Source organism: Streptomyces sp. NPDC059909, assembly GCF_042730885.1.
Taxonomy (GTDB): Bacteria; Actinomycetota; Actinomycetes; order Streptomycetales; family Streptomycetaceae; genus Streptomyces.
The window spans coordinates 14,631-40,926 of record NZ_JBHWKX010000043.1 but is presented as its reverse complement, the minus strand read 5'-3'; the positions used below and the strand labels follow the sequence as shown (position 1 = coordinate 40,926).

Here is a 26,296-nt window from a genome sequence, read left to right as displayed (position 1 = left end):
AGGGGCCTGCTTCTGAGATCGTTCCGTGGCATCGGCGATGTCAGGTCGTGTGCTTGTGCATCACGCCCAGGTGGTGCCGATCGAGGTGCGGCACGTGGTCGTCAGTGCCGGCGGGCTGAAGACGGCGAGACGTCTGCGGGCCCCCTTCATGATGTGGGCCGGGTGGGGGTGCCCGGGCCGAGGAGGTCTTCGGCCTCGGCCAGGGACATTCCGCAGTGCTGCGGCCCGATCCGGCCGGTGCGGGCGAAGTCGACGAGTACGTCCATCAGGATCACGCAGTGACCTTGGCACTCTCCCGACCCAGCATGCACTCCGATTTCCGCTAGACCCGAGGGCCGGCGTGCAGGACGGCGAACAGACCCCGGGTGCGGGTGCCGTCCGGCACGAGCCAGGAGCCGGCGACGTGGCCGGTCGCTCCCTGGGGAAGGAGGGACGGGCCGTCCGGGGCGGGCTGCAGGACCCGATGCAGGCGGAGGATCATGCCCTGCGGAACAACCAGCTCGGTGCCCTCATGGTCGTCGGTGGCACGGGTGGTGAAGTCCGTGCGGATGGGATCGTCGCCGGTGCAGGAGCGGGTGACCTCCCGGTCGGGGGTGTCGCTGGTGCTCTGGTCCTGAGCCTGGACCCGGCCCTCGATCAGGGCGAGCAACTGGGAGACCAGCACCGGGTCGTGGCAACCGTCGTAGGCCCAGCGCCGCCCCAGCACCCCGTGCTCCATGGTGCCGACGAGGGCGTGGTCCGCTCCGTCGAGCGGGGCACCGCGATAGGTGAGCGGCGTCAGGTACGTGACCGGGCGGGGGCCGGAGGTGTCGGCGACCACGATGAACTCGATCCCGACCTCACCCTGCGGATCGTCCAGCCGGAAGCCGCCGGCCTTGACCAGGTCCGGCTCTCCCGCGCCGCCGCGGTACCACGGGCGGGAGGGAAGCCAGGAGGTGAGCAGTTCGAGCTTCGTGGGCTTGAGGGTGGTGCGGTGGATGACGGCCATGCCGAACGTTCTCCTCCGTCGGGCGATGCGGGTCTTCATACCCTCCCATCTGCGCGGCGCCGTCCCCGCGGCGGTGCCGCACTCACGCCGTCCCATGCCCGTACCGGCAGCCGCGCGAGGCACCGGCCGCCCTACAGCCAAAGGTCATTCCCGTCGCGTCCGCTGGGGTCCGTCGTCAGGAAGTCTTCATGCAGGCCCGACAGGGCTCGCCCGGTCGGGGAGCCGTCCTCGCCGGACTCCATGACCGTCCAGCCGACGTCCATGCCCGAAACGTTCACATCGCCGCCGGCGTCGAGCTCGTCGAGTGTCGCGAACACGGCCTCGTACGCAACGGCTCGGGCCAGGCGAACGAGATCGTCCCGGTCCGCCCCGTCGGCGAGAAGCCGTTGGGCAGAGGGGAGTTGATCGAACGAGTGCGGGTCCGACCAGCCGTCGACGGCACCGCGCCACAGGCTTCGCAGCAGCAGGAACCGCGCCAATTGCGGGAGGTCTTCGCAGACCTCCGACTTGATCAAGTCGGCGGAATCGGTCACGCCAAGGGCATCGAACCGGGCGCGCAGCGATTCCGCATCTGCCCTGCGCGGCTCGTCCAGGCTGTTCAGCCAGGCCTGCCATGTTGATTGAGGATCAGTCACCGCGGCAGCATGCCCTACGGCCGACCGCTGCCGGACGGCCGGTGCGTCCGGTGGTTCTCGCACCAGGGCGGCGCCGAGCAGCCCGTCCGGCTCCATGAGGACGGCCATCCGGCCGCGACGACCGTCGGCCCCGCACGGAACCCGGCCGATGTGCAGCACGCAGGGCCGGGCCCATTGTGGAATATTCAATTACTTCCGTCGGTTGACGGGCGCGTGGCCCGGAAGCGGGCCCGCACGGGAAGGAGCGCACGTGAGCGACACGTACTACGAGTTCGGGACGGCCGCGGACCGCTGGGACCGGGCCCAGATGTTCTTCGACGCCAAGGAGTACCTGACGGCGGCGCGGATCCTCCGCGGGCTGGTGGCCGAGGTGCCCGAGCAGGTCGCGCCGCGGCTGCTGCTGGCGCGGGCGTACTACCACTCCGCGCAGCTCCGCAAGGCCGAGACCGAGCTGCGCGCGATCCTGGAGCGCGACCCGGTGGAGCAGTACGCCCGGCTGATGCTGGGCCGCGCGCTGGAGCGGCAGGGCAGGGCCGCAGAGGCCGCTCCGCACCTGAGGATGGCGGCCGCGATGTCCGGGGAGTTCCCCGACACCGTGTGAACCGGCCGGGCAGCGCCTGCCGGAGCCCGCGGCCACCGCGCCCGTACGGCTCCGGCTGCGGCCGCCGTGGTCAGCGGGTGGGTGACTGCCGTGACGCCGGGTCCGGACCCGGCGCATCGGCCGGGCCCGCAGGCGCGCCTTCCCCTGCGCCCTCATCCCCGAGGAACTGCACCACCGCCATCGCGAAGAGCCACACGAGCGCGATGCCGACCACGACCCAGGCCGTGGGGAAGCTCCAGAGGACGTACGTGACGACGGCCGCGGCGACCAGTACCCAGGTGATCCACGTCCGGTGGCGGCGGACGAACGGACCGACCGGGCCTGTGCGCAGGCCCGCGCGGTCCGCCGTGGAGCGGACCGCCGTGATCCCGGAGTTCCACAGACCACGCACGAGCGTGGCCGTCCGTCCCGGGCCCGAGAGCCACGCGGCCAGCGCGACCACCACGCCGAGCACGGCGGCCATGCGCACCGTGGTCCGCAGATAGCGCGTCAGGGCGTCGTAGATGGACTCGGCGGCGGGCTGGGAGACGCTGTCGGGCAGCGCGTTGAGATACACCACCCGGAAGACGGTCAGGGCGAGGCCCAGCACCAGCGCCGCGAACGCGAAGGCGAGCGCGGCGATCACGGTGGTGCGCCGGCGGTGGGCCGAGAGCAGGACGCCGGCGATGATCAGCAGCACCGCGAGGACGGGCAGCCAGAAACCGGCGATCTGGAGGAGCCGGAAGCCGGTCTTGACCTTGCCGATGTTGTCGGCGCGCAGGACCGTGAAGTCGGTGTGGATTTCGGGGATCTTCGCGGCCACGGTCATTCCCTCGTCGACCAGGCGCTGTTTGACCTGGTCGATGACGGGAGCGAGATCGACGGTCACCGAGTCGTTGTTGATCTTCACGGCGCCACCGCCGGTGCCGGTCAGGGCCTTGTCGACGGCCGTGTGGATCCTGCGGTTGGCGTCGGTCCAGATCTTCGCGAAGGTCTCGGAGGCGAGGACCTCCTCCGCCTTGTCGCGGACGAAGCTGCTGACCGCGCTCTCCAGCGAGTTGCCCAGCCGGCCGAGCGCCTTCTCCAGCAGCGGCCGGTTCTCCGGGGCCACGCCTTCGAGGAGGGTCGGAAGGTCGATGTGCTGCATCACCGCGGCGGTGACGCGGTTCGCCGCGGCCGCCTGGACGTCGGGGTCCGAGGCGAGCGGTGCGACGGTGTCGACGTACCGGTCCGTGTTCCCGACCTCGGAGGACGTCCACGCGGCGACGATGGCGAACGGGACGAGGACGCAGCCGATGACGATGAGCAGGGCCGAGAAGAACGACTTCGTCCGGTGCCGGCTCGTTCGTGGCGCCCGGCCGGCCTCCAGCGCCGCGACACGCGTACGCAGCTGCTCGAGCTCGGCGCGCCCGTCGTCGCCGCCGGGCGACGCGGAAGGCTCCGCGTCGGGGCCCGATGCTCCGTTCTCCGACATGGTGGATCCTCCCCGTACGTATGGGTGGGTCCAGCTGACCTCGGGAGGCGGGCCCGCGCGAGCGGGCCGGGCCGGTTGAGTGAACGCCGCACCGCGCGGCGGGGCGGGGGGCCGCGTCCGGCCACGCCCGGCTCGCCGCTCCCCGCCGCACCCGACACCGGTCGAGCCGCCCGGTCCGCCGCGCCTGCGCCCCGTGCGAGGAGTGCTCCAGCGCCTACGTTGCCTCGACGAGCTCGGCGAGATTCGCCAGGGCCATTCGCGTCCCGGTCTCGTTGTCGGCGGCGGGCACGCTGTCGGGGATGCCTTCGTGCACGATGAGGACGTCCGTACCGCCGCTCGTTTCGGTGAGGGTTGTCGTCATTGTCATCGTGCCGCGCAGTCCGGGGTCCGCCGTCTCGAACTCGAACACTTCGACCACTTGCTCGTCGGGCACGAGTCTTGCGAAGTGGCCGTGGTACGTGTCGGTGTGCCCCGCCGACTTGCCCCTCGCGTCCGGCGCGTCGTACGTGAGCGAGACGCGGAACGCGCCGCCTTCGCGTGCGTCGAACTCGTGTACGTGGCTGCTCATTCCGCTCGGCACCCGCCACGTCGCGATCGCGTCCGCCTCGGTGAGTGCCCGGTAGACGGCCGAGCGCGGGGCCCTGATGTGACGAGAGATCCGCATCGCATACACGTGCCCAGATTACGGCTCTTGCGCCTCGGCACACCCCGGCTCACCGCGGGCGCCCCGGATCCGGCGGACGCCGCCCCCCTAACCGCGGTACGTCTCCAGCAGCCGCAGCCACACCTCGCTGATCGTCGGGTACGCCGGGACCGCGTGCCAGAGGCGGTCGATGGGGACCTCACCGGCGACCGCGATCGTCGCCGAGTGGAGGAGTTCGCCGACGCCGGGGCCGACGAAGGTGACGCCGAGGAGGATCTCGCGGTCCAGGTCGACGACCATGCGCGCGCGGCCGGTGTAGTTGTCGCCGTAGAGCCCGGCTCCGGCGACGGAGGCGAGGTCGTAGTCGACCGCGCGCACGCGCCGGCCGGCCGCCTCGGCCTGGGCCAGGGACAGGCCGACCGACGCCGCCTCGGGGTCGGTGAAGACGACCTGCGGAACGGCGTCGTGGTCGGCGGTCGCGGAGTGCGCGCCCCAGCGGTCCGTCTCCAGGAGCGGCGTGTGCCCGGCACGGGCGGCGATCGCGGCGCCCGCGATGCGCCCCTGGTACTTGCCCTGGTGGGTCATGAGGGCGCGGCGGTTGACGTCGCCGACCGCGTACAGCCACTGCGAGCCCTCGACCCGGCAGCTGTCGTCGACGGAGAGCCAGGAGCCGGGCTCCAGGCCCACCGTCTCCAGCCCGATGTCGTCGGTGCGCGGGGCGCGGCCGGTGGCGAAGAGGACCTCGTCGGCGTCGATCAGCTCGCCGTCCTCGAGGACGACCGTGACCGGTGCGCCGCCTCCGTCGCGTCGTACCGCGGCCACGGACACGTTCGTACGGACCGTGGCGCCCGCCTCGGTGAGCGCATCGGCGACGTGCTCGCCGACGAAGGGTTCCATACGCGGCAGCAGGCCATCGCCGCGCACCAGCACGGTGACCTGCGAGCCGAGCGCCTGCCAGGCAGTGGCCATCTCCGAGCCCACCACTCCCCCGCCGACCACCACGAGCCGGCCGGGCACGGACTGCGCGCTGGTCGCCTCGCGACTGGTCCAGGCCTTGGCCCCGGTGAGTCCCGGCAGCTGCGGCAGGACGGCCCGGCTGCCGGTGCACACGGCGACCGCGTGCCGGGCGACCAGCACATGGTGCTCGCTCTCGGGGCCTTCGACGACGACCTTCCGGGGGCCGTGGAGCCGACCCTGGCCGCGGTAGAGCCGGGCGCCGATCGAGTCGAGCCAGCCGACCTGGCCGTCGTCCTTCCAGTGGGACGCGTAGTCGTCGCGGTGGGCCAGCACCTCGGGGGCGTCCAGCGGGCCCTGCACGGCGCGCCGGACGCCGGGGACCCTGCGGGCCTCGGCCCGGGTGATGACGGGCCGCAGCAGTGCCTTGCTCGGCATGCACGCCCAGTACAAGCACTCGCCGCCGACGAGCTCGCCCTCCACCACTGCCGTACTCAGTCCGGCGGCCCTGGTTCTGTCCGCCACGTTCTCCCCGGTCGGCCCGGCGCCGAGCACCACCACGTCGTACTCCACGGCTTCCGTCATGGGCACAGTCTGGTGCCACGTGTGCACCGTGGCCACATGGGCAGGCGGAATAGGGCCGCCCCGTCCACGGTTGTGCGGGTCGGTGCCGGACGGACACCAGGAAGAGGTAGGAAGCAATGAGCACTGTCGAGCTCACCAAGGAAAACTTCGATCAGGTTGTAACCGACAACGAATTCGTCCTGATCGACTTCTGGGCTTCCTGGTGCGGGCCTTGCCGCCAGTTCGCCCCGGTCTTCGAGAAGGCTTCGGAGCGCCACCCCGACCTCGTCTTCGCCAAGGTGGACACGGAGGCGCAGCAGGAGCTGGCCGCGGCGTTCGAGATCCGCTCGATTCCGACGCTGATGATCGTGCGCGACAACGTCGCCGTCTTCGCCCAGCCCGGGGCGCTGCCCGAGCCGGTGCTGGAGGACGTGATCGGTCAGGCCCGCGGGCTGGACATGGACGAGGTCCGCAAGTCGATCGCGCAGGCGCAGCAGGCGCAGTGAGCGTGGCCGGCGGACGGGCCGGGAGCCCGGGTCGCACGCGTGAGGCGGCGGCCCGGGCTCCCGTCCGTCAACGCCGGTGACCGGCGCGGACCACCCGGCTCCCGTCGGAACGACTCCGGTCAGAACGGGTGACCCGCGGCCTCGCGGCGCACCGTCGTCCAGCGCAGGTCGGTGAAGGCATCCAGATTGGCCTCGCCGCCGAAGCGCGCGCCGGTGCCCGACGCGGCGACGCCGCCGAACGGCGCCACCGCCTCGTCATTGACCGTCTGGTCGTTGATGTGGGCGATTCCGGTGGGGATGCGGTCGGCGAGTTCGAGGCCCAGCGCGGTGTCGCGGGTGACGATGCCCAGCGACAGTCCGTACGGGCCGGCGGCCGCGAGGGCTGCCGCCTCGTCGAGCGTGGTGAACGCGCGGACGGGAGCGACCGGCCCGAAGACCTCCTCCGCGTAGGCGGGGGTGCGGTCGTCGACGCCCGCGAGGACGGTGGGGCGGTAGAACAGGTCGCGGTGCGTGCCGCCCGCGGCGAGCAGGGCGCCGCCTGCCGTGCTGGACTCGACGAGGCGGTGGATCCGGGACAGCTGGCCGCGGTCGATCACCGGGCCGAGGTGGACCTGCTCGCGGTGCGGGTCGCCGACGGCCAGCGAGTCCGCCTTCGCCGCGAGCCGTTCGACGTACTCGTCGTACAGCGATGCGTGCACCAGATGGCGGCCGGTGGTCATGCAGATCTGGCCCTGGTGGAAGAAGGAGCCCCAGGACGCCTGGGAGACGGCGGCCTCGATGTCGGCGTCCTCCAGGACCACGAGGGCAGAGTTTCCGCCGAGTTCGAGATGGACGCGCTTGAGATGGCGGCCCGCGGCCTCGCCTACGGTACGGCCGGCGGCCGTCGAGCCGGTGAACGAGATGACCGGGACACCCGGGTCCGCCACGAGGGCCTGCCCCGTGTCGGCTCCGCCCGGCAGGACGTGCAGGAGCTGCTCGGGGAGCCCGGCCTCCGCGAAGACGGCGGCGAGGGACAGCCCGCCGCAGACAGCGGTGCGCGGATCGGGCTTGAGCAGCACAGCGTTGCCGAGCGCGAGGGCCGGGGCGACCGAGCGAATGGCAAGGATCAGCGGGGCGTTGAACGGCGCGATGACGCCGACGACACCGGCCGGGACGCGGCGGGTGTACGACAGCCGGGGCTGCTCGCTGGGCAGCACCTGGCCGGTGGGGCGGGAGGCGAGTGCGGCGGCCTCGTAGCACTCCTGGGCGGCGACGTGCAGCTCGAAGTCCGCCTTGCCCGGGATCGAACCGGACTCGCGGACGAGCCATCCGCGCAGCTCGGCGGCGTGCTCCCCGAAGAGGTCTCCGGCCCTGCGGAGCACGGCGGCACGCACGAAGTGCGGGGTGCGCGCCCATGCGGACTGGGCCGCCGCGGCGGACCGCGCGGCGAGGGAGACGTCCTCGGGCGTGGCGAGGTCCACGGCGCCGAGCGACTCCCCGGTGGCGGGCTCGACGACGTCCGACTCACCTCCCGAAAGTCTGACGGGCTGCCACGTCTTGGGATCGAGCAGGGGCATGAAGGCTCTCCAGTCGCTCAGTTTCGCTCAGTTTCGCCCAGTTGAATGTGCAACATCGTAGCCAGCCGAACGGCTCCGCGGGCGTTCCGGCCATGAGTCGACCGCGCGTCAACTTCGGTTCGTCGATGACGAGTTGGCGGGTTCGACCGACGACGGCCGGACGGGCCCGCCGCATCCGCGGGACCCTCTAGCTCGGGGTGTACTCCATGACCAGCGCCGTGAGCCCGTAGTCCAGTTCCGAGCCGTCGACCAGCAGCGCCTCCACCGTGCGGGTCTCCGGGTCGATGTCCGCCACGATGCCGTGGCCCGCGTAACGGGGATAGCCCGACGCACCCTGCGCACCGGTCGACTCCACCACCGCCGAGCGCACCGCACTGTCCTCGACGGCCGCGCCGGAGCGGTCGACGACATGCTCGGGCACCAGCAGGACCACGAAGCGCCGCGGAAGTGTGCTCATGCCACGACGCTAGCCACGCGCCGCCCGCGCCGCACGTCAGGTGGACTCGCGCCGGACGGCCTGCGCGCCCATCAGATCGTGCCGCTCGGGTACGCCGCCCGGATCGCGGACCGCACGGTCGACGAGCTCGGCCAGATACTGCCCGGTGACCAGGTCGATCCGCACCGTGCTCAGCCGGGGCCGCAGCAGCCGCCCTAGCAGCAGGTCGTCCGCACCGATCACCGCGGTCTCGTCCGGGATGGTGATCCCCGCGTCCTGCAGGGCGCGCATCAGGAGCATGGCGTACTCGTCGTTGTACGCGTAGACGGCGTCCAGACCGAGGTCGCCCCAGCGCGCCGCGAGTGCGCCCGCCGCGACCTCGTCGTACGAGAGCGGAACGGGCCGCACCAGCGCGCCGGCGAGTTCCGCGGCCTGCCGGACGCCTGCCAGCCGGGGCTCGGAGAAGAGGTCGAGCCCCTGCTCCTCGGGCATGATCACGCCGATCCGCCGGTAGCCGCGCTCCAGGAGGTGCTCCGCCGCGCGGGCGCCGATCTCGCGCTGGTCCATGACCAGGGAGTGGGCGCCCTCCACGTGCTGCGGGCCGAGCGTTATCACCGCCTTCGCGCCGGAGCGCTTGAGCACCTCGACGCCCTGCGGGGTGAGCGCGATCTCACCGAGCGACACGACGGCGACGGGGCGCAGCTCGGCCCACGCGCGGGCCGCGGCATCGCCGTCGAGGCCGAGGCTGCCGTACTGCACGACGGTGTAGTCCAGGCGCCGCAGCGCCCACTGGAGTTCGTTGATGAAGCGGCTGTAGAGCGGCCCGATCGGGACGTGCGCGGTGGGCAGCAGCACGATGCGGGTGTGTCCGGCACGCAGGCTGCGAGCGGCGGCGTGCGGTACGTATCCCAGTTCTTCGGCGGCCTCCCGCACCCGGCGGCGGGTGGGCTCGCTGATCCGTACCGCCGAGGTGTTGTTGAGCACGTACGAGACGGTGGCCCGGGAGACTCCGGCCAGCCGCGCGACATCTGCACTGGTCGGAACGGAACGTTCTGCTGACTGTCTGGGTGTCTGGCTCATCGCCCTCGGCATCTTTCCAGACCGATCCGGCAGCGATCCCGCTCGGGGTCTGGCGGATGGCCTGAATTGAATGCTACACAGGGGTTACACGCGTCATTGACACGTGTAATCATCCCTCGACCGCTTCCTTCATCCGTCCCCTCAACCGGAGGGCAAGGTGGCCCTTTCCTCGCCCGGCACCGGCACGCCCGAAGCCGTCCCGCCTGCGCCGCCCCGGCAGGCCCGCGGTCTTCTCCCCCTGCTTCTCCCCGTCTCGACGAGCTGGACCGCGATGCTTGCCTTCTCCGTCGTCAACGGCCTCGGCTTCGCCTGCTGCATGGCCGTCGACACCGCACTCGTCACCATGGTCCTGCCCACGGCCGAGGACGCCGCCAGGGACATGGGTGTCCTCAACGTCGCCAACGCGGGCCCGCAGATCGTCGCCCCCTTCCTGGCCTCCGTGCTCGTGTCGGCCGGCGGCGGCTGCACGACACTGTTCCTCGTGGCCGCGGCGTTGTCGGTGCTGGGGCCGCTCGCCGTGCGCCCCATCCGCACCGTGCGCTGACTCCGCAAAGTCCCTCCGCCCACTGTCCGAAAGGCACTCCACCGTGCAACTCCACACCCACACCTGGGGCGCGGGTGACCGCGTCGCGCTCCTGATCCACGGCATCATGGCCGACCACCGCACCTGGCGCAGGGTCGGTCCGGCCCTCGCCGACCAGGGCTACCGGGTGATCGCCGTCGATCTGCGGGGCCATGGCGCGAGCGGGCGCGCCGACGTATACACGCCTCAGGACCACGCCGACGACGTGGCCGAGACTCTGCCGGTGGGCGCCGAACTGGCCATCGGGCACTCGCTCGGCGGGCTCACCCTCTCCCTCGCGGTGGAGCGGCTCGCGCCGCGGCGTGCCGTGTACTCCGACCCGGCCTGGTATCTCGCGACGCGCGAAGAGGGCTTCGATCCGGGGCAGTTCGCCGCGTTCAAGACGACGGCCACGCGGGAGCAGATCGTGGCGCTCAACCCGCGCTGGGAGAGCGTGGACGTGGACATCGAGCTGGAGACGCTCGCCGCGTGGGACGAGTCGTCGGTGCAGGGCCTCGCAGGCTTCGTCGGCGTGGATCTGCTGCCCGCGAGGCCGCTCGTGCCGTCGCTGGTGCAGCTCGCCGATCCCAGCTTCCTGGTCTCGCAGAAACGGGCCGAGGTGCTGCGGGGGCGCGGCTTCGAGGTCCGTACGGTCAAGGGCGCGGGCCACACGATCCACCGCGACGACTTCGACGGCTTCATGGCGTCGCTGGACGGCTGGATCTGACGGTCCGTGTATCAGGGACGTTCGGGGCCCCGGTGGCCCACGGGGGTGCGCACCGGGCCCGGCCGTGCGGGCGCGGGGATCTCAGTGCGCCGCTGCCGTCGGCTCAGGCACGGAGGGCGATCCGGTCGCCGGCGCGGCGGGCCGTGCGCGACGGATCCACAGCATTGCGCCGGCCAGCAGGACCGCGCCGCCGAGCAGCCAGGGCATGGGACCGGCGGGCAGACGTCCGGCGACCAGACCGGCCAGGGCGCCCACGAGTTGGAGGACGAGGGACTGCACGGAGAGGGCGGTGGCGCGGCCCGAGCTGTCGACGCGGCGGTGCAGGAGGTCGTTCTGGTTCGGGCCCGCCGCGCCGAGCCCCAGGTAGATCAGCCCGTAGCCGGTGGCCGCGAGGGCCAGGGCACCGGGGCCCCGCCACAGGAGGGTGACCCCGAGCAGCAGCAGGCCGGCCCCGCCCGTGGCCAGACTGGCCGGCACCGCGCGCTCGCCGCTGCCCGCCCAGCGGGCCATGAACGGCGCGGCGTGACTGCCGAGGGCCGTGCAGACGAATCCGGCGCAGGCGAGTGAGGCGAAGAGCACGGCACCGGACTCGGGTGCTCCCGTCAGTGCGGCGGCGCGCCCCGGGGTGAGGAGTTCCACGGTACACAGGGCCGCACCGGCGGCGCCCGCGGTGAGCAGCACGCGGCGCACGAGCGCGTCGCCCGCGCCCAGGCGCAGCCCGCCGAGGACGGTGACCGGGACACCGCGCAGCACATCGCGCAGCGAGGCGGGGGGCCGGGGCGGCTCGGGCAGCCGCGTGAGTACGCAGGCCACGAAGACCAGTCCGACGGCCGCGCCCAGCAGTGCCGGTACGGCGAGCGGAGGCACGAGTCCGGAGGTGGCGTCGGTCAGCCGTGCGCCCCAGTCGGGGCCGAGGGAGAGCAACCAGGGCAGGCCGCCGCCGATGAGGGTGCCGGCGGCGAGCGCGATGGCGGACGCGGTGCTTCCGCGGGCGAGTCCGGTGCGCAGTTCGGCGTCGGCCCCGGAGTGGGATTGCACGGTGTCGACGTACCAGGCCTCGGCGGGGCCGCTGGACAGGGCGCGGCCGACTCCCCTGAGGAACATGGCCAGCGTGAGCACCCAGACGGCGGTGCCCAGGGCGAACAGGACGAAGGCGGCCACGCAGAGCACGCCCGAGGCGGCCAGTACCACCCGGCGGCCGATGACATCGGAAAGCCCGCCGGTGGGCAGCTCCAGGGCGGCGACGGTGAGCGAGTGCACGGCGAACAGCCACGCGACGGTCTCCAGGCCCATTCCCCGCTCGCCGAGGAGCAGCACCTGCGACGGAACGATCAGGCCGACCGGGAACCAGAAGAGGAAGGTGACGGCGGCGTACCGGCGGCGGGCGGCGGCGGGGTCGAGCGCGCCGGTCATGAGGCGCGCCCGTTCTCAGGGCCCGCGTCCGTGCCGTTCTCCGCGCCCTCGCCCTTCCCGCCGGTGGTGCCCTCGTCCGTCCCCCGGTCACGGCCCGCGAGCGGCACTCCCGCGACGAGGAGGATGACCTGCCGGGCGCGCGGGTCGTCCGCGTCCCGGGCCGCCAGTTCCCCGGCCCGCCGCTCGACCGTCCGCCACAGTTCGGCGAGCGACTCGGGGGTCAGCCGGACGAGGTCGTCGGACATGCCCGACGGTTTCAGCCACTCGGCGCCGATCCGGCCGGCGGCGACCGCTTCGTCGTACTGACGGAAGGTCTGCTCCAGATGTGCGAGTTGCGCCCCGCGGCTGGCTTTGGCGAAGGCCCGGCTCTCGTCCGTCGCCTCCATCGCCTCGTTGCTCCAGGAGGTGGTCCGGTGGACCGCCCGCCAGCGCCGCTCGCGGCCGTCCCGGTGCTCGGCCTCGGTGACGAAGGCGTACTTGGCCAGTACCCGCAGGTGGTAGCTGGTGGAGGCCGAGGACTCGCCGGTGCGTACGGCGAGTTCGCTCGCGGTGGCGGGGCCGTCCTGCCGCAGGAGCCCGAGCAGCCGGATCCGCAGCGGGTGGGTGAGGGCCTTCAGGGCCGCCGCGTCGCGCTCGGGGTCGAGGACGCGTCTGCGTTCGTCGCCGACGCCGCGTCCGTGCTCTTCGCTGACCATGGCGGCAGCGTAGGGCGGATCACCAACTTTCCAAAAGTATTTTTGCAGAATTTCTTTGGGAAAGTTCGCGGGCGGGCTACTCCCCGAGCGCCGCCCGGAACGCCCCCAGCGTGCCCTGCCCCCGCGTGCGGTCCAGGACCGCGAAGACGATCTCGTCGAAGTGCCCGCGGAACCGCCCGCCATCCCTGAGCAGCGCCCGGAACGCGCCCGCGACCTGCGCAGGGTCGTTGCGGAAGACCCCGCAGCCCCAGGCCCCCAGCACCAGCCGCCGGTAGCCGGTCGCGGCGGCGGTCTCCAGGACCCGTTCCGCGCGTGACGCGAGGGCGGCCGGTATGCGGGCGGCCTCCTCCGGCGTACGGCGCAGGATCACGCCCGCGTTCGGCGCGGGCGACGTGAGGAAGCCGACCGTGTACGGCGTGTCGAGGAGGCGGCCCCTGTCGTCGCGGAAGACCGGGACGCCGGGCGAGTGGATCACCCGGTCGGAGTAGAAGGGGCTGCGGTCGCCGCGGTGATGCTCGTAGAACTCCGGGGCGCGCAGCAGCGTGGTGTAGAGCGCCGAGGCCCGGCAGAGCGCCTCCTCCTGCGCCTGCGCGCCGTTCAGGAAGCCTCCGCCGGGATTGCGGGCCGAGGCGAAGTTCAGGACCGCGACGGGCCCCGGGTCCCGGGCCGTCAGGCGGCGGGCAGCGTCCAGGCTGCTCTCCCCGGTGACCTCACTTAGGCTGAAACGGTCCGTGTCGGGGACCACCGGCACGGACCCGGGTCCGTACATCCGTGTCCCCTCGACCGCGGCGGACAGTGCCCCGCCGATTGTCACCATGTGGCCGCCCGGCGCCCGGTAGCGGCCTGCTTCGACGATCTCCTGGGTCTGCTTCGCCATCCCCCGCAAACGTGCACTCATGCCCGGAATCCTCAGTGATCGAACAGGGAGGCAGCAAGCGCATTACGGCCGCCTTACGCCCCGCAGGGGCACTCTTGTGCGAACCGTCGACGGTGGCTTAGGTGGACGGAGCGCCTGCGACAGGAGGAGTCGACCATGACAGCACACGGCTTCGGGGGGAGCGGCCCGCCGCTCGGCGAGGACGACGCCGAGGATCTCCTGCGATGTATCTGCTTCAAGACGGGCCCGCCCCGCGCAGTAGGGGTCGAACTCGAATGGCTCGTCCACGAACTGCACCACCCCCGCCTGCCCGTCGCGCCGACCCGCCTGGACCGTGCCTTCGCCGGGCTGCGGGACCTGAGCCTCGCCTCGGCGCTCACGTTCGAACCGGGCGGGCAGCTCGAGCTCAGCTCGCCGCCCGCCGCGTCGCTGATGGAGTGCATCGACTCCACCGCGGCGGATCTCGCGGCCGTCCGGACCGCACTGCACGCATCCGGCCTCGCTCTCAATGGTTTCGGCCACGATCCCTGGCACCCTCCGCGCCGGCTCCTGCGCGAGGCGCGGTACGACGCCATGGAGACCTCCCTCGACCGCACCGGGCCCGCCGGTCGCTCGATGATGTGCTCGTCCGCCTCCGTCCAGGTGTGTCTGGACGCGGGCTTCGAGGAGCCGGGGCCGATGGGGCTCGGCCGGCGCTGGCAACTGGCGCATCTGCTGGGTGCGGTGCTCGTGGCGGCCTTCGCGAACTCCCCGGCCGGGGCCGGCCGGCCCACCGGCTGGCGCTCCACCCGGCAGGCACTGTGGGCGGATCTGGACCCGGTCCGTTCCCTCGCCCCGGCCACCGGAGTCGAGCCCCGCGCTGCCTGGGCGACCCATGTCCTGGACACCCCGGTGATGTGCATCCGGGCCCAGGAAGGTCCCTGGCCGGTGCCGGAGCGGCTGACGTTCCGCGAGTGGATACGGTCCGGGACCCCCCGGCCGCCCACCCGCGAGGACCTCGAATACCACGTCACCACGCTCTTCCCGCCCGTGCGCCCGCGCGGACATCTCGAACTGCGCATGATCGACGCGCAGTCCGGCGAGGACGGCTGGATCGTGCCGCTCGCCGTCACCATGGCGCTGTTCGACGACCCGGAGGCGGCGGAGACCGCGTACCGCACGGTCAAGCCGCTCGCCGAGCTCGCCGGTGAGTTGCCCGCGCCGCGCAATCCCCTCTGGCTCGGCGCCGCCCGCGACGGGCTCACCGACCCCGAACTGCACTGCGCCGCCGTCACCTGCTTCGCCGTGGCACTGGAGGCGCTGCCCCGACTGGGCGCGTCCGCGTCCGTTCAGGACGCGGTGGCCGCCTACCACGACCGCTACGTCCTGCAGGGCCGATGTCCGGCCGACGACTTCTCGCTCCGCAGCAAGGAGACCAGCTCATGAACGAGTCCCCGGTGGCGACCGGCGAGACGCTCAGGCAGCGGGCCCTCGAGGCGCTGACCACGGCCCGCGCCCGCACCGCCCTGCTCACCACCTGCGTCGACGACCACGAACTGACGGCGCAGCACTCGCCGTTGATGTCCCCGCTCGTGTGGGACCTGGCACACATCGGCAACCAGGAGGAGCAGTGGCTCCTGCGGGCCGTCGCCGGGCGGGAGGCGATACGCCCCGAGATCGACTCGGTGTACGACGCCTTCGAGCATCCCCGCTCCGAGCGGCCCACGCTGCCGCTCCTCTCCCCCGCCGAGTCCCGGGCCTACGCCTCCGACGTACGGGGCCGGGTGCTCGACATCCTCGACGGACACCCGCTGCACGGCGGCCCGCTCGTCGACTCGGCCTTCGCCTTCGGCATGATCGCGCAGCACGAACAGCAGCACGACGAGACCATGCTGATCACCCATCAGCTGAGGCGCGGCCCCGCCGCGCTCGACGCACCCGAGCCGCCCCGCGGCAGCACGCACGGGCTGCCCGCCGAAGTGCTGGTCCCGGCGGGCCCGTTCACCATGGGTACCTCCGCCGAGCCCTGGGCACTCGACAACGAGAGGCCCGCGCACCAGCGCCGTCTCCCGGCGTACTTCATCGACACCACACCCGTCACCAACGGCGCCGTCCAGGCCTTCGTCGCCGACGGCGGCTACACCGACGAACGGTGGTGGGCGCCGGAGGGCTGGGCCCAGATCCGCAAGCACGACATCGGCGCGCCGCTGTTCTGGCGGCGCGAGGGCGGACAGTGGCTGCGCCGCCGGTTCGGAGTGACCGAGCCGGTGCCCGAGGACGAGCCCGTCCTGCACGTCAGCTGGTACGAGGCCGATGCGTACGCCCGCTGGGCCGGGCGGCGGCTGCCCACGGAGGCCGAGTGGGAGAAGGCGGCCCGCCACGATCCCGCGTCCGGGCGCTCGCGGCGCTACCCGTGGGGCGACGAGGACCCGACCCCCGGCCGCGCCAATCTGGGCCAGCGGCACCTGCGGCCCGCACCCGCCGGTGCGTACCCGGAGGGGGCGTCGCCGCTCGGCGTCCACCAGCTCATCGGCGACGTATGGGAGTGGACGTCGAGCGACTTCCTGCCGTACCCGGGCTTCGCGGCGTTCCCGTACCGCGAGTACTCGGAGGTCTTCTTCGGCCCCGACCACAAGGTGCTGCGCGGCGGCTCGTTCGCCGTGGACCCGGTGGCGTGCCGCGGCACGTTCCGCAACTGGGACCTGCCCGTGCGCCGGCAGATCTTCTCCGGGTTCCGTACCGCCAGGGACGCCTGACATGTGCCGCCACATCGCGTTCCTGGGCCGGCCGACGGCGCTGGGCGAGCTGCTCGTACGGCCGGCGCACGCGCTGCTGCGGCAGTCCTGGGCGCCGCGCAGACAGCGGTACGGGACGGTCAACGCCGACGGTTTCGGGGTCGGGTGGTACGCCGAGGGCGACCCGGTCCCGGCCCGCTACCGCCGGGCCGGGCCGGTCTGGGGCGACCGGTCCTTCGCCGACCTGGCCCGGGTGGTGCGCACCGAGGCGCTGCTCGCGGCCGTCCGGGACGCGACGGAGGCAGGCGCGGACGGTGAGGCCGCGGCGGCACCCTTCGCCGCCGGGCCCTGGCTGTTCAGCCACAACGGAGCCGTCAGGGGCTGGCCGGACTCAGTCGCCCCGCTCGCCGCCGAACTGCCGGCCGCCGAACTGCTGTCGCTGGAGGCGCGCTCGGACTCGGCGCTGGTGTGGGCGCTCGTGCTGCACCGGCTGCGCAGCGGTGACGAACCTGGCCAGGCGCTCGCCGACACGGTGCTCGACGTCGCCGCCGCGGCCCCGCAGTCCCGGCTCAATCTGCTGCTCACCGACGGCACGACGATCACGGCGACGGCCTGGGGCGACTCGCTCTGGTATCTCGCCGAGCCCGGCCGCCGCACGGTCGTGGCATCGGAGCCGTACGACGACGACCCCCACTGGCGCGAGGTGCCCGACCGCACGCTGCTCGCGGCGAGCCGCACCGATGTCCTACTGACCCCGCTCAAGGAGCCGACCGCGTGAGCCCGTTCCAGCTGACCCGCACCCTGCCCGACGATGCCATGGCCGCCGCGCTGCGCGCCGACGTGCTGCGCGGGCTGACCCGTACGCCCAAGGAGCTGCCGCCCAAGTGGTTCTACGACGCCCGTGGCAGTGAGCTCTTCGAGGAGATCACCCGGCTGCCCGAGTACTACCCGACCCGAGCGGAACGCGAGATCCTCGTGGCCCGGTCGGCCGGGATCGCGGCCGAGTCCGGCGCCCGCACCCTGGTGGAGCTGGGCTCCGGCTCGTCCGAGAAGACCCGCCATCTGCTCGACGCGCTCACCGAGCTCCACAGCTACGTCCCGGTGGACGTCAGCGAGAGCGCGCTCGTGGGGGCGGCCGACGCGCTGCTCGCCCAGCGGCCGGACCTCCATGTCCACGCCATGGTCGCCGACTTCACGCGGAGCCTGACCCTGCCGGAGACCCCCGGGCCGCGGCTGGTCGCCTTCCTCGGCGGCACGATCGGCAATGTGCTGCCCGGCGAGCGGGAGGTGTTCCTGCGCGCCGTCCGCGCGATGCTGTCGCCCGGTGACGCGCTGTTGCTCGGTACCGATCTGGTGAAGGAGGAGGCGGTGCTGGTCGCGGCGTACGACGACGCGGCCGGTGTCACCGCCGAGTTCAACCGGAACGTGCTGGCCGTCATCAACAGGGAGCTGGGCGCCGACTTCCCGCCGGCCGACTTCGCCCATGTGGCGCTGTGGAACGCGGAGGAGGAGTGGATCGAGATGCGTCTGCGGGCGCGGGACGCGGTGACGGTGAAGATCCGGGAGCTGGATCTGGTGGTGCCCTTCGAGGCGGGTGAGGAGATCCGTACGGAGGTCTCGGCGAAGTTCCGTCAGGAAGGGGTGCGGGCCGAACTGGCCGAGGCGGGGCTGAAGATGTCGGAGTGGTGGACCGATGAGGCGGGCAGGTTCGCCCTGTCGCTGTCGACGGCGGTCTGAGCCGGGTGAACGACGTGACCGGTGTGAAAGATGTGACCGGTCACCGCGTCCGCGTCGTCGGCCATCGCGGTGTGTGCGGCGCGGGCGAGTGAGCGGCGGTCGGTGTGGCGGCCCGCGGGGATCGGGGGAAGGATCCTGATCTCCGCGGTGAGCCCGCCGGCCGACGCGACCCGCCACAGCGACGCGGCGAGCGGGTCCTCGCCCACGAACGCGGCGGCTCCGACGGGCCGGTAGGTGATCCGTACGGGCTGTACGGCCGCGCCCGCGTCGATCGCCGCCTGGAACGCGGCGTTGCGGAAGCGTCCCCTCTCGCGGCCGCACCACGTCGAACCCTCGGGGAACACGATGACCCTCGCCCCGGCCCTGAGCGCGTCCGCCATGGTCGCGACGACCCCGGGCAGCGCCCGCAGCCGGTCCCGGTCCACGAACAGCGTTCCGCCGAAGCGGGCGAGCGGCCCGAGCACGGGCCACTGCCGGACCTCCTTCTTGGCGAGCATCCGCCCGGGCAGGACGCCGGCGACGAGCGGGATGTCCAGCCAGGAGATGTGGTTCGGGACGACGAGCGTCCCGGCCTGCGGCGTGACCGCGGGGCCCTCCACGGGCCCGCCGTCCGGTGCGCGCCGGGGACCCGGCACCTGAGCGGCCCCCGGCTCGGGGCCCACGATCCGGATCCGCACGCCGAAGGCACGTATCACCGTGCGGCACCACAGGCCGACCAGGCGGGCCCGCCCCGCAGGGCCGAGGAGGATCGCCGACGGGGAGAGCAGGACACCGGCGAGCACCGCCAGAATGCCCGCGACGAGGCGGGTGATCGCCGTGAGGCGGCCGACCGTGGGCCACTGAGGGGCGGCACAGTCGGCCGGGGTGCAGGGCGCGACGGGGAGCCAGACGCTCATTTCACCGGGGCCAGGGAGAGGAAGTGGCGGAGGTAGCGGGGGTTGGTGCGGCGCAGCGACAGCAGTACGTAGAGGTCGGCGACGCCGAAGTCGGGGTCGTGGGCGGGCGCGCCGCACACCCAGGCACCGAGGCGGAGGTAACCGCGCAGCAGCGGGGGGAGTTCGGTGCGCCCCTCGGGGCGGGCGATGCCGTCGGCGCTCCAGAGCTTGTGCGGGGTGACCCAGTACTCCTCCGGGGCGAGGTGCTTGGCCTTGACCGTGTCCCACGTGGCGGCCGCGAGGGTGCCCCCGTCGGCGAGCGGGATGGAGCAGCAGCCGGCCAGCCAGGTGTGGCCGGTGCGGGTCATGTAGCGGGCGAGGCCGGCCCAGATCAGGGCGATCACGGCGCCGTTGCGGTGGGCGGGGTGGACGCAGGAACGGCCGACCTCGACGAGGTCGTCGCGGATGGGCTCGAGCCGGGCGAGGTCGAACTCGGTCTCGGAGTAGAGCCGCCCGGCGATCCTCGCCCGGTCGGGGGGAAGCACGCGGTACGTGCCGACGACCTCGCCGGTTTCCTCGTGCCGTACGAGAATGTGGTCGCAGTACGCGTCGAAGGCGTCGATGTCGAGGCCGGGCTCGGGTCCCTCGAGCCGGGCACCCATCTCTCCTGCGAACACCTGGTGCCTCAGCCGCTGGGCGGCGCGGACGTCGTCCTGGTCGCGGGCGATGGACACCACGTACCGTGGCTCGGCGGACACGAGTGGTGCGGGGGCAACGGCGGGTGATGCGGGCATGGCGGCTCTCCTCTGCCGGACGGAAGCACGGGACCGCACCTGCGGCGGCCCGGCCCCTAACTAATTCCGTGACCGGCTGGATTCGACATGACGGGGGTGCGGAGCGCGGATGTGCGCCATCTGAATGCCGGGCGACTCCGGCCGCCTTGCGGTGATCCGGCACGGTAGGGCAGCGCGACGCCGGTCCGCGCGAGGCGGCGGACCGGCGTTGCGGGGAAGATCACGGCGACGTTCCCGGGGAAGCCCGCAGGTGAGTCCACGGGCAAGTCCGCGGGAAGCCCGCGGGTAATTTCGCGGGGAAATGAGGGATTTCGGATACTTCGGAGTGCTGGACGGCCCTTGTCCTGCTCAGTCGGCGAGCGTCACCGTGATGCGGTCCGAGGCGGTCTTCGCCGCCCGCTCGGGGTCCTTGCCCTGGAGGACGGCGGTCATGTACGGCTTGATCGGGTTGTCGGCCTCGACGGCCGCCCACTGCGGCGAATTGGGCGTGGCCCGCCCCCGGGCCGCGCCGGCGGCCATCGCCGCGGTGGCCTCGTCGCCCTCGATGACCGACGCGAGGCTCGTCTTGTTCGGCACGTAGCTCATGGTCCGCGCGAGCTCCTTCTGCCAGCGTTCACCGGCGAGGGCCTTGACGACCTCGATGGCGGCGCCGCGCTCACGGGACTTCTCCGGGATGATCAGATCGGAGCCGCCGATGAAGACGGCGCCGGGTCTCGCCGCGCTCCTGCCCGGGATCGGGAAGTACCCGAGCTTGCCCTTGAGGCCGGGGTTCGCCTCCTCGATGACCTTCGCGGCGGACGGCGGCGCGATGATCTGGGCGACGTCCCCCTTGGCGAAGACGCCGGCCTGCGGCGGTGTCTGCTCGTCCGCGTTCTCGGGCCCTTCCCCGAGTGCCTGGAGCTTCTTGTAGAACTCCATGCCCTTGATCGCCGCGGGTGTGTGCAGGGCTCCCGACCAGGCACCGCCCTCGTCGATGGCGATCTCACCGCCGTCCTCCCAGATGAACCCCGCGAGGGTGTACCAGTCCTGGCCGGACAGGTAAATGCCCTGGTTCCCGCCGCTGTTGAGCTTCTCGGTGTCCTTCAGCCACTGCTCACGCGTCTTCGCCGGCTCCTCGATGCCCGCCTGTGCGAAGAGGTCCTTGTTGTAGATGACGACGCGGTTGGCCGCGTACCAGGGAATGCCGTACTGCGTCCCGTTGATGCTGCCCGGGTCGGCGAGGCCCGGCAGCCAGTCCTCGCTCCCCAGGTCACGGAGGGACTCCAGGGTGAGGTCGAGCAGCGCGTCGCTCTCGGCGTACTGGGCGACCTGGGTGTTGCCGACCTCGATGACGTCCGGTGCCTCGTCGCTCTCCAGCGCTGCGGTCACCTTCGCGCCGATGCCGGTCCACTCCTGGAAGGTCACCTCCAGGTCGACATCGGGGTGCGAGTCCTCGTACTCCGTGACGAAGCGCTCCAGGAACTCGTCGGAGACGCTGTCCTGCATCAGCCAGACCGTGACGGTCCGGCCACCGGGGCCACCCCCGGGCAGCATTCCGCAGCCCGCCAGTGCTGCGGCGGACACGATGGCTGTGGCGCAGGCCAGGAGCTGTCTCTTCACGTAGGTCACCCTTTGCGTGAGGCACGGACGGTTGACCCGACGTGGGGGGATCGAACGGTGTTCGCACGGGCGTTGGGTGGATTTTGGTATGTACCAATCGGATGGTCAACCCCGGGTTGTACGGGAGCGGACGGACGCCCGGCCGCGTCCGCCCGCCTCGTCGTGCCTCGTCACCGGCCGGCGGGAACCGTGTCCCCGAAGGCCGTGCCGACCGACCGGTAGGCCGCCACCGTGGCCGAGACCTGCGCCGGGGTCAGCACCTGGTCCTTCACGTGCAGCATCTGCACGGTCCGGCGGAGCTCGTCCCCGGGCTGACGCCGGAGCACATGGAGTCCGGTTTCAACGCCCATCTGCGCGATCGGCTCGGCATACGACCGGCTCATGCGACGCAGTCGATCGACATACGGTGCTCGGCGAGGACGAGGCGAGGCTGCTCGCCGTGCCCATGCTCTCGCCCGCACTCTGTTCGACCGCGTCACCTCGGACGCGGGGGGGCAGGCCGGCGGAGTACGCCCATCTGCTGTACCGGGGCGACCGCTACCGCATCGTCTCGCGGCTGATCGTGGGCGGCCGTGACGAAGGCGGGAGCCCGGTTCCCGACGCCTCGCGCGTCTCGGCGTGGTGGGGCACGGTGGAGGGAAACCACCGCCACAGCGACGAGGAGTGCGGCCCCATGTCCCACCACACCTATCGGGTCACCGAGATCGTCGGAACCTCGCACGAGGGGATCGACCAGGCCCTGCGCAACGGCATCGCCCGCGCCAAGCAGACCCTGAGGGGCCTCGACTGGTTCGAGGTGACGCAGATCCGCGGCAACATCCTGGACGGCGAGATCGAGCACTACCAGGTCGGCCTGAAGGTCGGTTTCCGGCTGGAGGACGCGTAGGCCAGGACCCCGAGTTCACCCGTTCGGCCGTATGGGCAGCACGGACGGGTCAGGTGCGGCCTTCGCGCCCCTGGGCGTCCTTCATCGCCCGGGACGTACTGGCCCAGCGGGCGCGTACGACACGGAAGCCCGCCCGTTCGGCGGCATCGCAGACGAGTTCGTCGTCGTCCACGAGCATCCGGATCTCGCGGGAGCCGCTCAGGCGCCGCAGGATCTCCAGTTTCGTGGTCCGTGCGGGCCGGCGGTCGTCGTTGCGGCGCATCCAGATGCGCCCGCTCGGCAGTCCGTGCTGCTCGAGCCACTTCACGGTCGCCACGCGACAGCGCTCGGGCCGGCCGGTCAGGTACATGACCTCGCACTCCTCCGCCGCCTCGGCCGCCATCCGTACGCCGTCGGCGAGCGGGGTGTCGTGGGGTGCGGCGGCGAAGAAGCCGTCCCAGTCGCGCGGCTTCCGCTCCAGGTAGTGCTGGCGGTGGCCGGTCTCGGCGACGGTCCCGTCAAGGTCGAAGATGGCCAGCGGCCTGCTGCTCTGATGCACGCGCCCCAGGGTAAGCGGACGCGCCGGGAATCCTCGCGGCTCCGGTCCGTTGAAACGTGTATGAGCTCAGTGATCGCTTCGACCCGGTTCTCCGTACTGGACCGCTCCCGCACCCGCGAGGGGCACGACGGCCCGCAGGCGCTGCGCGACACCGTGCGGCTGGCGCGGCAGGCGGAGGCGCTGGGATTCCACCGCTTCTGGGTCTCCGAGCATCACGGGGTGCCCGGGGTGGCGGGCTCGGCGCCGACGGTGCTGGCGGCCGCTGTGGCCGCCGCGACCTCCACGATCCGGGTGGGCACGGGCGGAGTGATGCTGCCCAATCACCAACCGCTGGTCGTCGCCGAGCAGTTCGGCGTGCTGGAGTCCCTCTTCCCGGGGCGGATCGACATGGGGCTCGGCCGCTCGGTCGGCTTCACCGACGGGGTCCGCAGGGCGCTGGGGCGTGACAAGGACGACGCCGAGGACTTCGCGGGGCAGCTGGCCGAGCTGCTGCGCTGGTTCGAGGGGACGCATCCGCAGGTGCACGCCCGGCCCGCCGAGGGGCTGCGGGTGCCCCCGTTCGTGCTGGCGACCGGCAAGGGCGCGGGGATCGCAGCCGCGGCCGGGCTGCCGCTGGTGATCGGGGACCTCAGGGGCCGGGAGCGGCTGCTGCGGTCCGTCGAGGGCTACCGCGACGCGTTCCGGCCCTCGCCGTGGGCAGCGGAGCCGTACGTCGTCGTTGCGGGCACGGTCGCGGTCGCCGACGGCGAGGAGGAGGCCCGGCGGCTGCTGGTCCCGGAGGCATGGGCGATGGCGTACTCCCGTACGCACGGCACGTTCCCGCCACTGGCACCGGCCGGGCGGATCGAGGCGCGGACGATGACCGCGAAGGAGCGGGAGTTCTACGAGTCCGGGCTGCGCGGCCACATCCACGGCACGGAGGAGCAGGTCGCGGACGCGCTGGAGACGGTGATCAAGGAGAGCGGTGCGGACGAGGTGCTGGTGACGACGAGCACGTACGACCGTGCCGGGCTGGTCGACTCGTTCCGCCGCCTCGCCCGGCTCGCGGGGCTGACCAGCGCGGACGTCCCGGCCGCTGCCTAGAATCCGCGGTATGCAAGGCCCCCACGACCCTTACGTCCGCGTCCGCGCCGCCCGCGAGCACAACCTCAGGAACGTCGACGTCGACATCCCGCGCGACGCGCTGACCGTCTTCACCGGTGTCTCGGGGTCGGGCAAGTCCTCGCTCGCCTTCGGCACGATCTATGCCGAGGCCCAGCGCCGCTACTTGGAGTCGGTCGCACCGTACGCGCGCCGGCTGATCCACCAGGTGGGGGCGCCGAAGGTCGGCGAGATCACCGGGCTGCCGCCGGCCGTGTCCCTGGAGCAGCGCCGCTCCTCCCCCACGTCACGGTCGTCCGTCGGCACGGTGACGACGCTGTCGAACTCGCTGCGGATGCTGTTCTCGCGCGCCGGGGACTATCCGGAGGGGGCCGAGCGGCTGGACTCCGACGCGTTCTCGCCGAACACGGCCGCGGGGGCGTGCCCCGAGTGTCACGGCCTCGGGCGGATCCACCGCACCAGCGAGGAGCTGCTGGTCCCCGACCCCTCGCTGTCGATCCGGGAGGGAGCGATCGCGGCCTGGCCGGGCGCCTGGCAGGGCAAGAACCTGCGGGACGTGCTGGACGCGCTCGGGTACGACGTGGACCGGCCGTGGCGGGAGCTCGCGCAGAAGGACCGCGACTGGATCCTGTTCACGGACGAGCAGCCGGTGGTGACGGTCCACCCGGTCCGTGAGGCGGGCCGTATCCAGCGCCCGTACCAGGGCACGTACATGAGCGCCCGGCGCTATGTCCTGCACACGTTCGCCGAGTCGAAGAGCCACACGCTGCGCGCGAAGGCCGAGCGCTTTCTGACCAGCGCGCCGTGCCCGGTGTGCGGGGGCAGCAGACTGCGGCCCGAGGCGCTCGCGGTGACGTTCGCGGGGCGGACGATCGCCGAGCTGGCGGCGCTGCCGCTGACCGGGCTCGCCGAGGTGCTGCGCACGGACCGCCGCGACGACGAGACGGCCCGGGTGCTGACCGAGGACCTGCTGGCCCGTATCGGCACGGTGACCGAACTGGGCCTCGGCTATCTGAGCCCGGACCGCGCCACGCCGACGCTCTCCAGCGGTGAGCTGCAGCGACTGCGCCTGGCGACCCAGCTGCGGTCCGGTCTCTTCGGGGTCGTGTACGTGCTCGACGAGCCGTCCGCGGGGCTGCACCCCGCCGACACGGAGGCGCTGCTGGTCGTCCTGGACCGGCTGAAGGCGGGCGGCAACACGGTCTTCGCCGTGGAGCACCATCTGGACGTGGTGCGGCACGCGGACTGGATCGTCGACGTGGGGCCGCGGGCGGGCGAGCACGGCGGGCAGGTGCTGCACAGCGGGCCGCCGGAGCGGCTCGCCGATGTGGCCGAGTCGGCGACCCGCCGCTTCCTCTTCGACGTGGCTGCGGCACCCGCGCGGGAGACGCGCGCGCCGTCGGGGCAGCTCACGCTGGGTCCGGTCACCCGGCACAATCTGCGGGGCCTGACCACCCGGCTGCCGCTCGGGGTGTTCACGGCGGTCACCGGCGTGTCGGGGTCCGGCAAATCGACCTTCGTGGGGTCGATCACCGAGGAACTCCCCGGCGTGGAGCGACTGGTGACCGTCGATCAGCGCCCGATCGGACGCACACCGCGCTCCAATCTGGCGACGTACACAGGGCTGTTCGATGTCGTGCGCAAGCTCTTCACCGCCACCGACGAGGCGCGGACACGCGGCTACAAGGCGGGGCGCTTCTCCTTCAACGTGGCGGGCGGCCGCTGCGAGACCTGCCAGGGCGAGGGGTTCGTCTCCGTCGAGCTGCTCTTCCTGCCCAGTACGTACGCACCCTGCCCGGACTGCCACGGCGCCCGCTACAACCCGGAGACCCTCGAAGTCCGCCGCGGCGGCCGGAGCATCGCCGAGGTGCTGGATCTGACCGTGGAGGCCGCGGCCGAGGTCTTCGGGGACACACCGGCGGCGCTGCGGAGCCTGCGGGCGCTGCTCGACGTCGGCCTCGGCTATCTGCGGCTCGGCCAGCCGGCGACCGAGCTGTCCGGCGGCGAGGCGCAGCGCATCAAGCTCGCCGCCGAGCTTCAGCGGCTGCGCCGCGGCCACACGCTGTACGTGCTGGACGAGCCGACGACCGGGCTCCATCCGGCCGATGTGGAGGTGCTGATGCGGCAGCTGCACGGTCTGGTCGACTCGGGGCACTCGGTGGTCGTCGTCGAGCACGACATGGACGTGGTCGCGGGCGCGGACTGGGTGATCGACCTGGGCCCGGGCGGCGGGGACGAGGGCGGCACGATCGTGGCCGAGGGTCCTCCGACGGAGGTGGCGCGGGCAGCGGCGAGCCGCACGGCGCCGTACCTCGCCAGGTCGCTGGGACGGAGGGCCGCCCGCTAGAGAGGCCGGCCTGGT

General features: G+C 72.5%; 28 protein-coding genes. 11 read left to right on the top strand and 17 right to left on the bottom strand.

Translation table 11 applies throughout. The features are described from left to right. Window positions 1-146 precede the first annotated feature (146 nt). The 3 genes from ACFV9O_RS26270 to ACFV9O_RS26260 all read right to left on the bottom strand — a co-directional run bounded on the left by ACFV9O_RS26270 (window position 147) and on the right by ACFV9O_RS26260 (window position 1,731). Window positions 147-275, bottom strand: coding sequence for a hypothetical protein (locus ACFV9O_RS26270; RefSeq protein WP_385421801.1), 129 nt, complete (start codon window positions 273-275; stop codon window positions 147-149). Between the two features lie 47 nt (window positions 276-322). Beyond that, entirely contained in the window at window positions 323-988 is a 666-nt protein-coding gene (locus ACFV9O_RS26265; protein WP_385421799.1) for a 1,4-alpha-glucan branching protein, read from the bottom strand. A gap of 131 nt (window positions 989-1,119) precedes the next feature. Then, window positions 1,120-1,731 carry a hypothetical protein gene (locus ACFV9O_RS26260; RefSeq protein ID WP_385421797.1) on the bottom strand — a complete coding sequence of 204 codons (612 nt, stop codon included), beginning with the start codon at window positions 1,729-1,731 and terminating at the stop codon, window positions 1,120-1,122. Window positions 1,732-1,873: 142 nt separating this feature from the next. On the opposite strand from ACFV9O_RS26260, the gene ACFV9O_RS26255 reads away from it, so the two are divergent. Next, the gene (locus ACFV9O_RS26255; protein ID WP_385421794.1) at window positions 1,874-2,224 is read left to right on the top strand and encodes a tetratricopeptide repeat protein; all 351 of its coding nucleotides are present in this window, start codon (window positions 1,874-1,876) and stop codon (window positions 2,222-2,224) included. A 70-nt stretch (window positions 2,225-2,294) separates the two neighbouring features. Here ACFV9O_RS26255 and ACFV9O_RS26250 read toward each other — a convergent pair whose 3' ends face one another. From ACFV9O_RS26250 to ACFV9O_RS26240, 3 genes are all read right to left on the bottom strand, one after another. Then, entirely contained in the window at window positions 2,295-3,677 is a 1,383-nt protein-coding gene (locus ACFV9O_RS26250) for a hypothetical protein (protein ID WP_385421792.1), read from the bottom strand. A gap of 214 nt (window positions 3,678-3,891) precedes the next feature. Continuing rightward, window positions 3,892-4,350 carry an SRPBCC domain-containing protein gene (locus tag ACFV9O_RS26245; RefSeq protein WP_385421789.1) on the bottom strand — a complete coding sequence of 153 codons (459 nt, stop codon included), beginning with the start codon at window positions 4,348-4,350 and terminating at the stop codon, window positions 3,892-3,894. A 78-nt stretch (window positions 4,351-4,428) separates the two neighbouring features. After that, window positions 4,429-5,859, bottom strand: coding sequence for a dihydrolipoyl dehydrogenase family protein (locus ACFV9O_RS26240; RefSeq protein ID WP_385421786.1), 1,431 nt, complete (start codon window positions 5,857-5,859; stop codon window positions 4,429-4,431). Window positions 5,860-5,975: 116 nt separating this feature from the next. Between ACFV9O_RS26240 and trxA the strand changes: the two genes are divergently transcribed. Further along, on the top strand, window positions 5,976-6,344 hold the full coding sequence (gene trxA / locus ACFV9O_RS26235) for a thioredoxin (RefSeq protein WP_385421783.1): 369 nt from the start codon (window positions 5,976-5,978) through the stop codon (window positions 6,342-6,344). Between the two features lie 119 nt (window positions 6,345-6,463). Here the strand turns inward: trxA and ACFV9O_RS26230 are convergent, their stop codons facing one another. The 3 genes from ACFV9O_RS26230 to ACFV9O_RS26220 form a co-directional block, all read right to left on the bottom strand. Next, the gene (locus ACFV9O_RS26230; protein WP_385421781.1) at window positions 6,464-7,900 is read right to left on the bottom strand and encodes a benzaldehyde dehydrogenase; all 1,437 of its coding nucleotides are present in this window, start codon (window positions 7,898-7,900) and stop codon (window positions 6,464-6,466) included. A 187-nt stretch (window positions 7,901-8,087) separates the two neighbouring features. After that, window positions 8,088-8,357 (bottom strand): hypothetical protein, encoded by a 270-nt coding sequence (locus tag ACFV9O_RS26225; RefSeq protein ID WP_385421779.1) that lies wholly within the window; start codon window positions 8,355-8,357, stop codon window positions 8,088-8,090. Window positions 8,358-8,393: 36 nt separating this feature from the next. Then, window positions 8,394-9,416 (bottom strand): LacI family DNA-binding transcriptional regulator, encoded by a 1,023-nt coding sequence (locus tag ACFV9O_RS26220; RefSeq protein WP_385421777.1) that lies wholly within the window; start codon window positions 9,414-9,416, stop codon window positions 8,394-8,396. 157 nt (window positions 9,417-9,573) lie between these two features. Between ACFV9O_RS26220 and ACFV9O_RS26215 the strand changes: the two genes are divergently transcribed. Beyond that, entirely contained in the window at window positions 9,574-9,960 is a 387-nt protein-coding gene (locus tag ACFV9O_RS26215; protein WP_385421774.1) for an MFS transporter, read from the top strand. Between the two features lie 43 nt (window positions 9,961-10,003). After that, the gene (locus ACFV9O_RS26210) at window positions 10,004-10,705 is read left to right on the top strand and encodes an alpha/beta fold hydrolase (RefSeq protein WP_385421771.1); all 702 of its coding nucleotides are present in this window, start codon (window positions 10,004-10,006) and stop codon (window positions 10,703-10,705) included. Window positions 10,706-10,786: 81 nt separating this feature from the next. On the opposite strand, the gene ACFV9O_RS26205 is transcribed toward ACFV9O_RS26210, so the two are convergent. The 3 genes from ACFV9O_RS26205 to ACFV9O_RS26195 all read right to left on the bottom strand — a co-directional run bounded on the left by ACFV9O_RS26205 (window position 10,787) and on the right by ACFV9O_RS26195 (window position 13,711). Next, window positions 10,787-12,118, bottom strand: coding sequence for an MFS transporter (locus ACFV9O_RS26205; protein ID WP_385421768.1), 1,332 nt, complete (start codon window positions 12,116-12,118; stop codon window positions 10,787-10,789). Next, on the bottom strand, window positions 12,115-12,813 hold the full coding sequence (locus ACFV9O_RS26200; protein ID WP_385421765.1) for an ArsR/SmtB family transcription factor: 699 nt from the start codon (window positions 12,811-12,813) through the stop codon (window positions 12,115-12,117). The genes ACFV9O_RS26205 and ACFV9O_RS26200 overlap by 4 nt, the downstream gene beginning before the upstream one ends. Before the next feature lie 76 nt (window positions 12,814-12,889). Continuing rightward, window positions 12,890-13,711, bottom strand: a complete 822-nt coding sequence (locus ACFV9O_RS26195; protein WP_385421763.1) for a TIGR02452 family protein — start codon at window positions 13,709-13,711, stop codon at window positions 12,890-12,892. Between the two features lie 135 nt (window positions 13,712-13,846). Between ACFV9O_RS26195 and egtA the strand changes: the two genes are divergently transcribed. Genes egtA through egtD form a run of 4 tightly spaced genes read left to right on the top strand, consistent with a single transcriptional unit; the run spans window position 13,847 to window position 18,141 of the window. After that, a complete protein-coding gene (egtA, locus tag ACFV9O_RS26190; protein ID WP_385421761.1) occupies window positions 13,847-15,115 on the top strand; it encodes an ergothioneine biosynthesis glutamate--cysteine ligase EgtA in 1,269 nt (422 codons plus the stop codon). Beyond that, window positions 15,112-16,425 carry an ergothioneine biosynthesis protein EgtB gene (gene egtB, locus ACFV9O_RS26185; protein WP_385421758.1) on the top strand — a complete coding sequence of 438 codons (1,314 nt, stop codon included), beginning with the start codon at window positions 15,112-15,114 and terminating at the stop codon, window positions 16,423-16,425. The genes egtA and egtB overlap by 4 nt, the downstream gene beginning before the upstream one ends. 1 nt (window position 16,426) lies before the next feature. After that, entirely contained in the window at window positions 16,427-17,182 is a 756-nt protein-coding gene (gene egtC, locus ACFV9O_RS26180; RefSeq protein ID WP_385421755.1) for an ergothioneine biosynthesis protein EgtC, read from the top strand. Further along, window positions 17,179-18,141, top strand: coding sequence for an L-histidine N(alpha)-methyltransferase (egtD, locus tag ACFV9O_RS26175; RefSeq protein WP_385421752.1), 963 nt, complete (start codon window positions 17,179-17,181; stop codon window positions 18,139-18,141). The genes egtC and egtD overlap by 4 nt, the downstream gene beginning before the upstream one ends. Here egtD and ACFV9O_RS26170 read toward each other — a convergent pair. From ACFV9O_RS26170 to ACFV9O_RS26155, 4 genes are all read right to left on the bottom strand, one after another. Beyond that, on the bottom strand, window positions 18,036-19,037 hold the full coding sequence (locus ACFV9O_RS26170; protein ID WP_385421749.1) for a lysophospholipid acyltransferase family protein: 1,002 nt from the start codon (window positions 19,035-19,037) through the stop codon (window positions 18,036-18,038). The two genes, egtD and ACFV9O_RS26170, sit on opposite strands and share 106 nt — an antisense overlap. After that, a complete protein-coding gene (locus ACFV9O_RS26165) occupies window positions 19,034-19,810 on the bottom strand; it encodes a GNAT family N-acetyltransferase (RefSeq protein ID WP_385421747.1) in 777 nt (258 codons plus the stop codon). The genes ACFV9O_RS26170 and ACFV9O_RS26165 overlap by 4 nt, the downstream gene beginning before the upstream one ends. Before the next feature lie 348 nt (window positions 19,811-20,158). Continuing rightward, window positions 20,159-21,409 (bottom strand): extracellular solute-binding protein, encoded by a 1,251-nt coding sequence (locus ACFV9O_RS26160; protein ID WP_385421744.1) that lies wholly within the window; start codon window positions 21,407-21,409, stop codon window positions 20,159-20,161. Between the two features lie 170 nt (window positions 21,410-21,579). After that, complete coding sequence (locus tag ACFV9O_RS26155; protein WP_385421864.1) at window positions 21,580-21,792, bottom strand: hypothetical protein; 213 nt, start codon at window positions 21,790-21,792, stop codon at window positions 21,580-21,582. A gap of 290 nt (window positions 21,793-22,082) precedes the next feature. Between ACFV9O_RS26155 and ACFV9O_RS26150 the strand changes: the two genes are divergently transcribed. Further along, window positions 22,083-22,295: a dodecin gene (locus ACFV9O_RS26150; protein WP_385421862.1), complete on the top strand. Its 213-nt coding sequence runs from the start codon at window positions 22,083-22,085 to the stop codon at window positions 22,293-22,295. A 49-nt stretch (window positions 22,296-22,344) separates the two neighbouring features. Here ACFV9O_RS26150 and ACFV9O_RS26145 read toward each other — a convergent pair whose 3' ends face one another. Beyond that, window positions 22,345-22,833 (bottom strand): hypothetical protein, encoded by a 489-nt coding sequence (locus tag ACFV9O_RS26145; RefSeq protein ID WP_385421741.1) that lies wholly within the window; start codon window positions 22,831-22,833, stop codon window positions 22,345-22,347. A gap of 60 nt (window positions 22,834-22,893) precedes the next feature. Here ACFV9O_RS26145 and ACFV9O_RS26140 point away from each other — a divergent pair, with 60 nt between their 5' ends. After that, window positions 22,894-23,916 (top strand): MsnO8 family LLM class oxidoreductase, encoded by a 1,023-nt coding sequence (locus ACFV9O_RS26140; protein WP_385421738.1) that lies wholly within the window; start codon window positions 22,894-22,896, stop codon window positions 23,914-23,916. Window positions 23,917-23,926: 10 nt separating this feature from the next. Further along, the gene (locus ACFV9O_RS26135) at window positions 23,927-26,281 is read left to right on the top strand and encodes an ATP-binding cassette domain-containing protein (RefSeq protein ID WP_385421735.1); all 2,355 of its coding nucleotides are present in this window, start codon (window positions 23,927-23,929) and stop codon (window positions 26,279-26,281) included. Window positions 26,282-26,296 lie beyond the last annotated feature (15 nt).

What these genes read in the sequence shown, in the direction of transcription:
- ACFV9O_RS26230 (WP_385421781.1), bottom strand. Translation starts at nt 7,900, where the DNA reads ATGCCCCTGCTCGATCCCAAGACGTGGCAGCCCGTCAGACTTTCGGGA.
- egtC (WP_385421755.1), top strand. Translation starts at nt 16,427, where the DNA reads ATGTGCCGCCACATCGCGTTCCTGGGCCGGCCGACGGCGCTGGGCGAG.
- egtB (WP_385421758.1), top strand. Translation starts at nt 15,112, where the DNA reads ATGAACGAGTCCCCGGTGGCGACCGGCGAGACGCTCAGGCAGCGGGCC.
- ACFV9O_RS26150 (WP_385421862.1), top strand. Translation starts at nt 22,083, where the DNA reads ATGTCCCACCACACCTATCGGGTCACCGAGATCGTCGGAACCTCGCAC.
- trxA (WP_385421783.1), top strand. Translation starts at nt 5,976, where the DNA reads ATGAGCACTGTCGAGCTCACCAAGGAAAACTTCGATCAGGTTGTAACC.
- ACFV9O_RS26260 (WP_385421797.1), bottom strand. Translation starts at nt 1,731, where the DNA reads ATGGCCGTCCTCATGGAGCCGGACGGGCTGCTCGGCGCCGCCCTGGTG.
- ACFV9O_RS26205 (WP_385421768.1), bottom strand. Translation starts at nt 12,118, where the DNA reads ATGACCGGCGCGCTCGACCCCGCCGCCGCCCGCCGCCGGTACGCCGCC.
- ACFV9O_RS26195 (WP_385421763.1), bottom strand. Translation starts at nt 13,711, where the DNA reads ATGAGTGCACGTTTGCGGGGGATGGCGAAGCAGACCCAGGAGATCGTC.
- ACFV9O_RS26165 (WP_385421747.1), bottom strand. Translation starts at nt 19,810, where the DNA reads ATGCCCGCATCACCCGCCGTTGCCCCCGCACCACTCGTGTCCGCCGAG.
- egtA (WP_385421761.1), top strand. Translation starts at nt 13,847, where the DNA reads ATGACAGCACACGGCTTCGGGGGGAGCGGCCCGCCGCTCGGCGAGGAC.
- ACFV9O_RS26135 (WP_385421735.1), top strand. Translation starts at nt 23,927, where the DNA reads ATGCAAGGCCCCCACGACCCTTACGTCCGCGTCCGCGCCGCCCGCGAG.
- ACFV9O_RS26265 (WP_385421799.1), bottom strand. Translation starts at nt 988, where the DNA reads ATGGCCGTCATCCACCGCACCACCCTCAAGCCCACGAAGCTCGAACTG.
- ACFV9O_RS26250 (WP_385421792.1), bottom strand. Translation starts at nt 3,677, where the DNA reads ATGTCGGAGAACGGAGCATCGGGCCCCGACGCGGAGCCTTCCGCGTCG.
- ACFV9O_RS26225 (WP_385421779.1), bottom strand. Translation starts at nt 8,357, where the DNA reads ATGAGCACACTTCCGCGGCGCTTCGTGGTCCTGCTGGTGCCCGAGCAT.
- ACFV9O_RS26200 (WP_385421765.1), bottom strand. Translation starts at nt 12,813, where the DNA reads ATGGTCAGCGAAGAGCACGGACGCGGCGTCGGCGACGAACGCAGACGC.
- ACFV9O_RS26155 (WP_385421864.1), bottom strand. Translation starts at nt 21,792, where the DNA reads ATGAGCCGGTCGTATGCCGAGCCGATCGCGCAGATGGGCGTTGAAACC.
- ACFV9O_RS26140 (WP_385421738.1), top strand. Translation starts at nt 22,894, where the DNA reads ATGAGCTCAGTGATCGCTTCGACCCGGTTCTCCGTACTGGACCGCTCC.
- ACFV9O_RS26220 (WP_385421777.1), bottom strand. Translation starts at nt 9,416, where the DNA reads ATGAGCCAGACACCCAGACAGTCAGCAGAACGTTCCGTTCCGACCAGT.
- ACFV9O_RS26240 (WP_385421786.1), bottom strand. Translation starts at nt 5,859, where the DNA reads ATGACGGAAGCCGTGGAGTACGACGTGGTGGTGCTCGGCGCCGGGCCG.
- ACFV9O_RS26170 (WP_385421749.1), bottom strand. Translation starts at nt 19,037, where the DNA reads ATGAGCGTCTGGCTCCCCGTCGCGCCCTGCACCCCGGCCGACTGTGCC.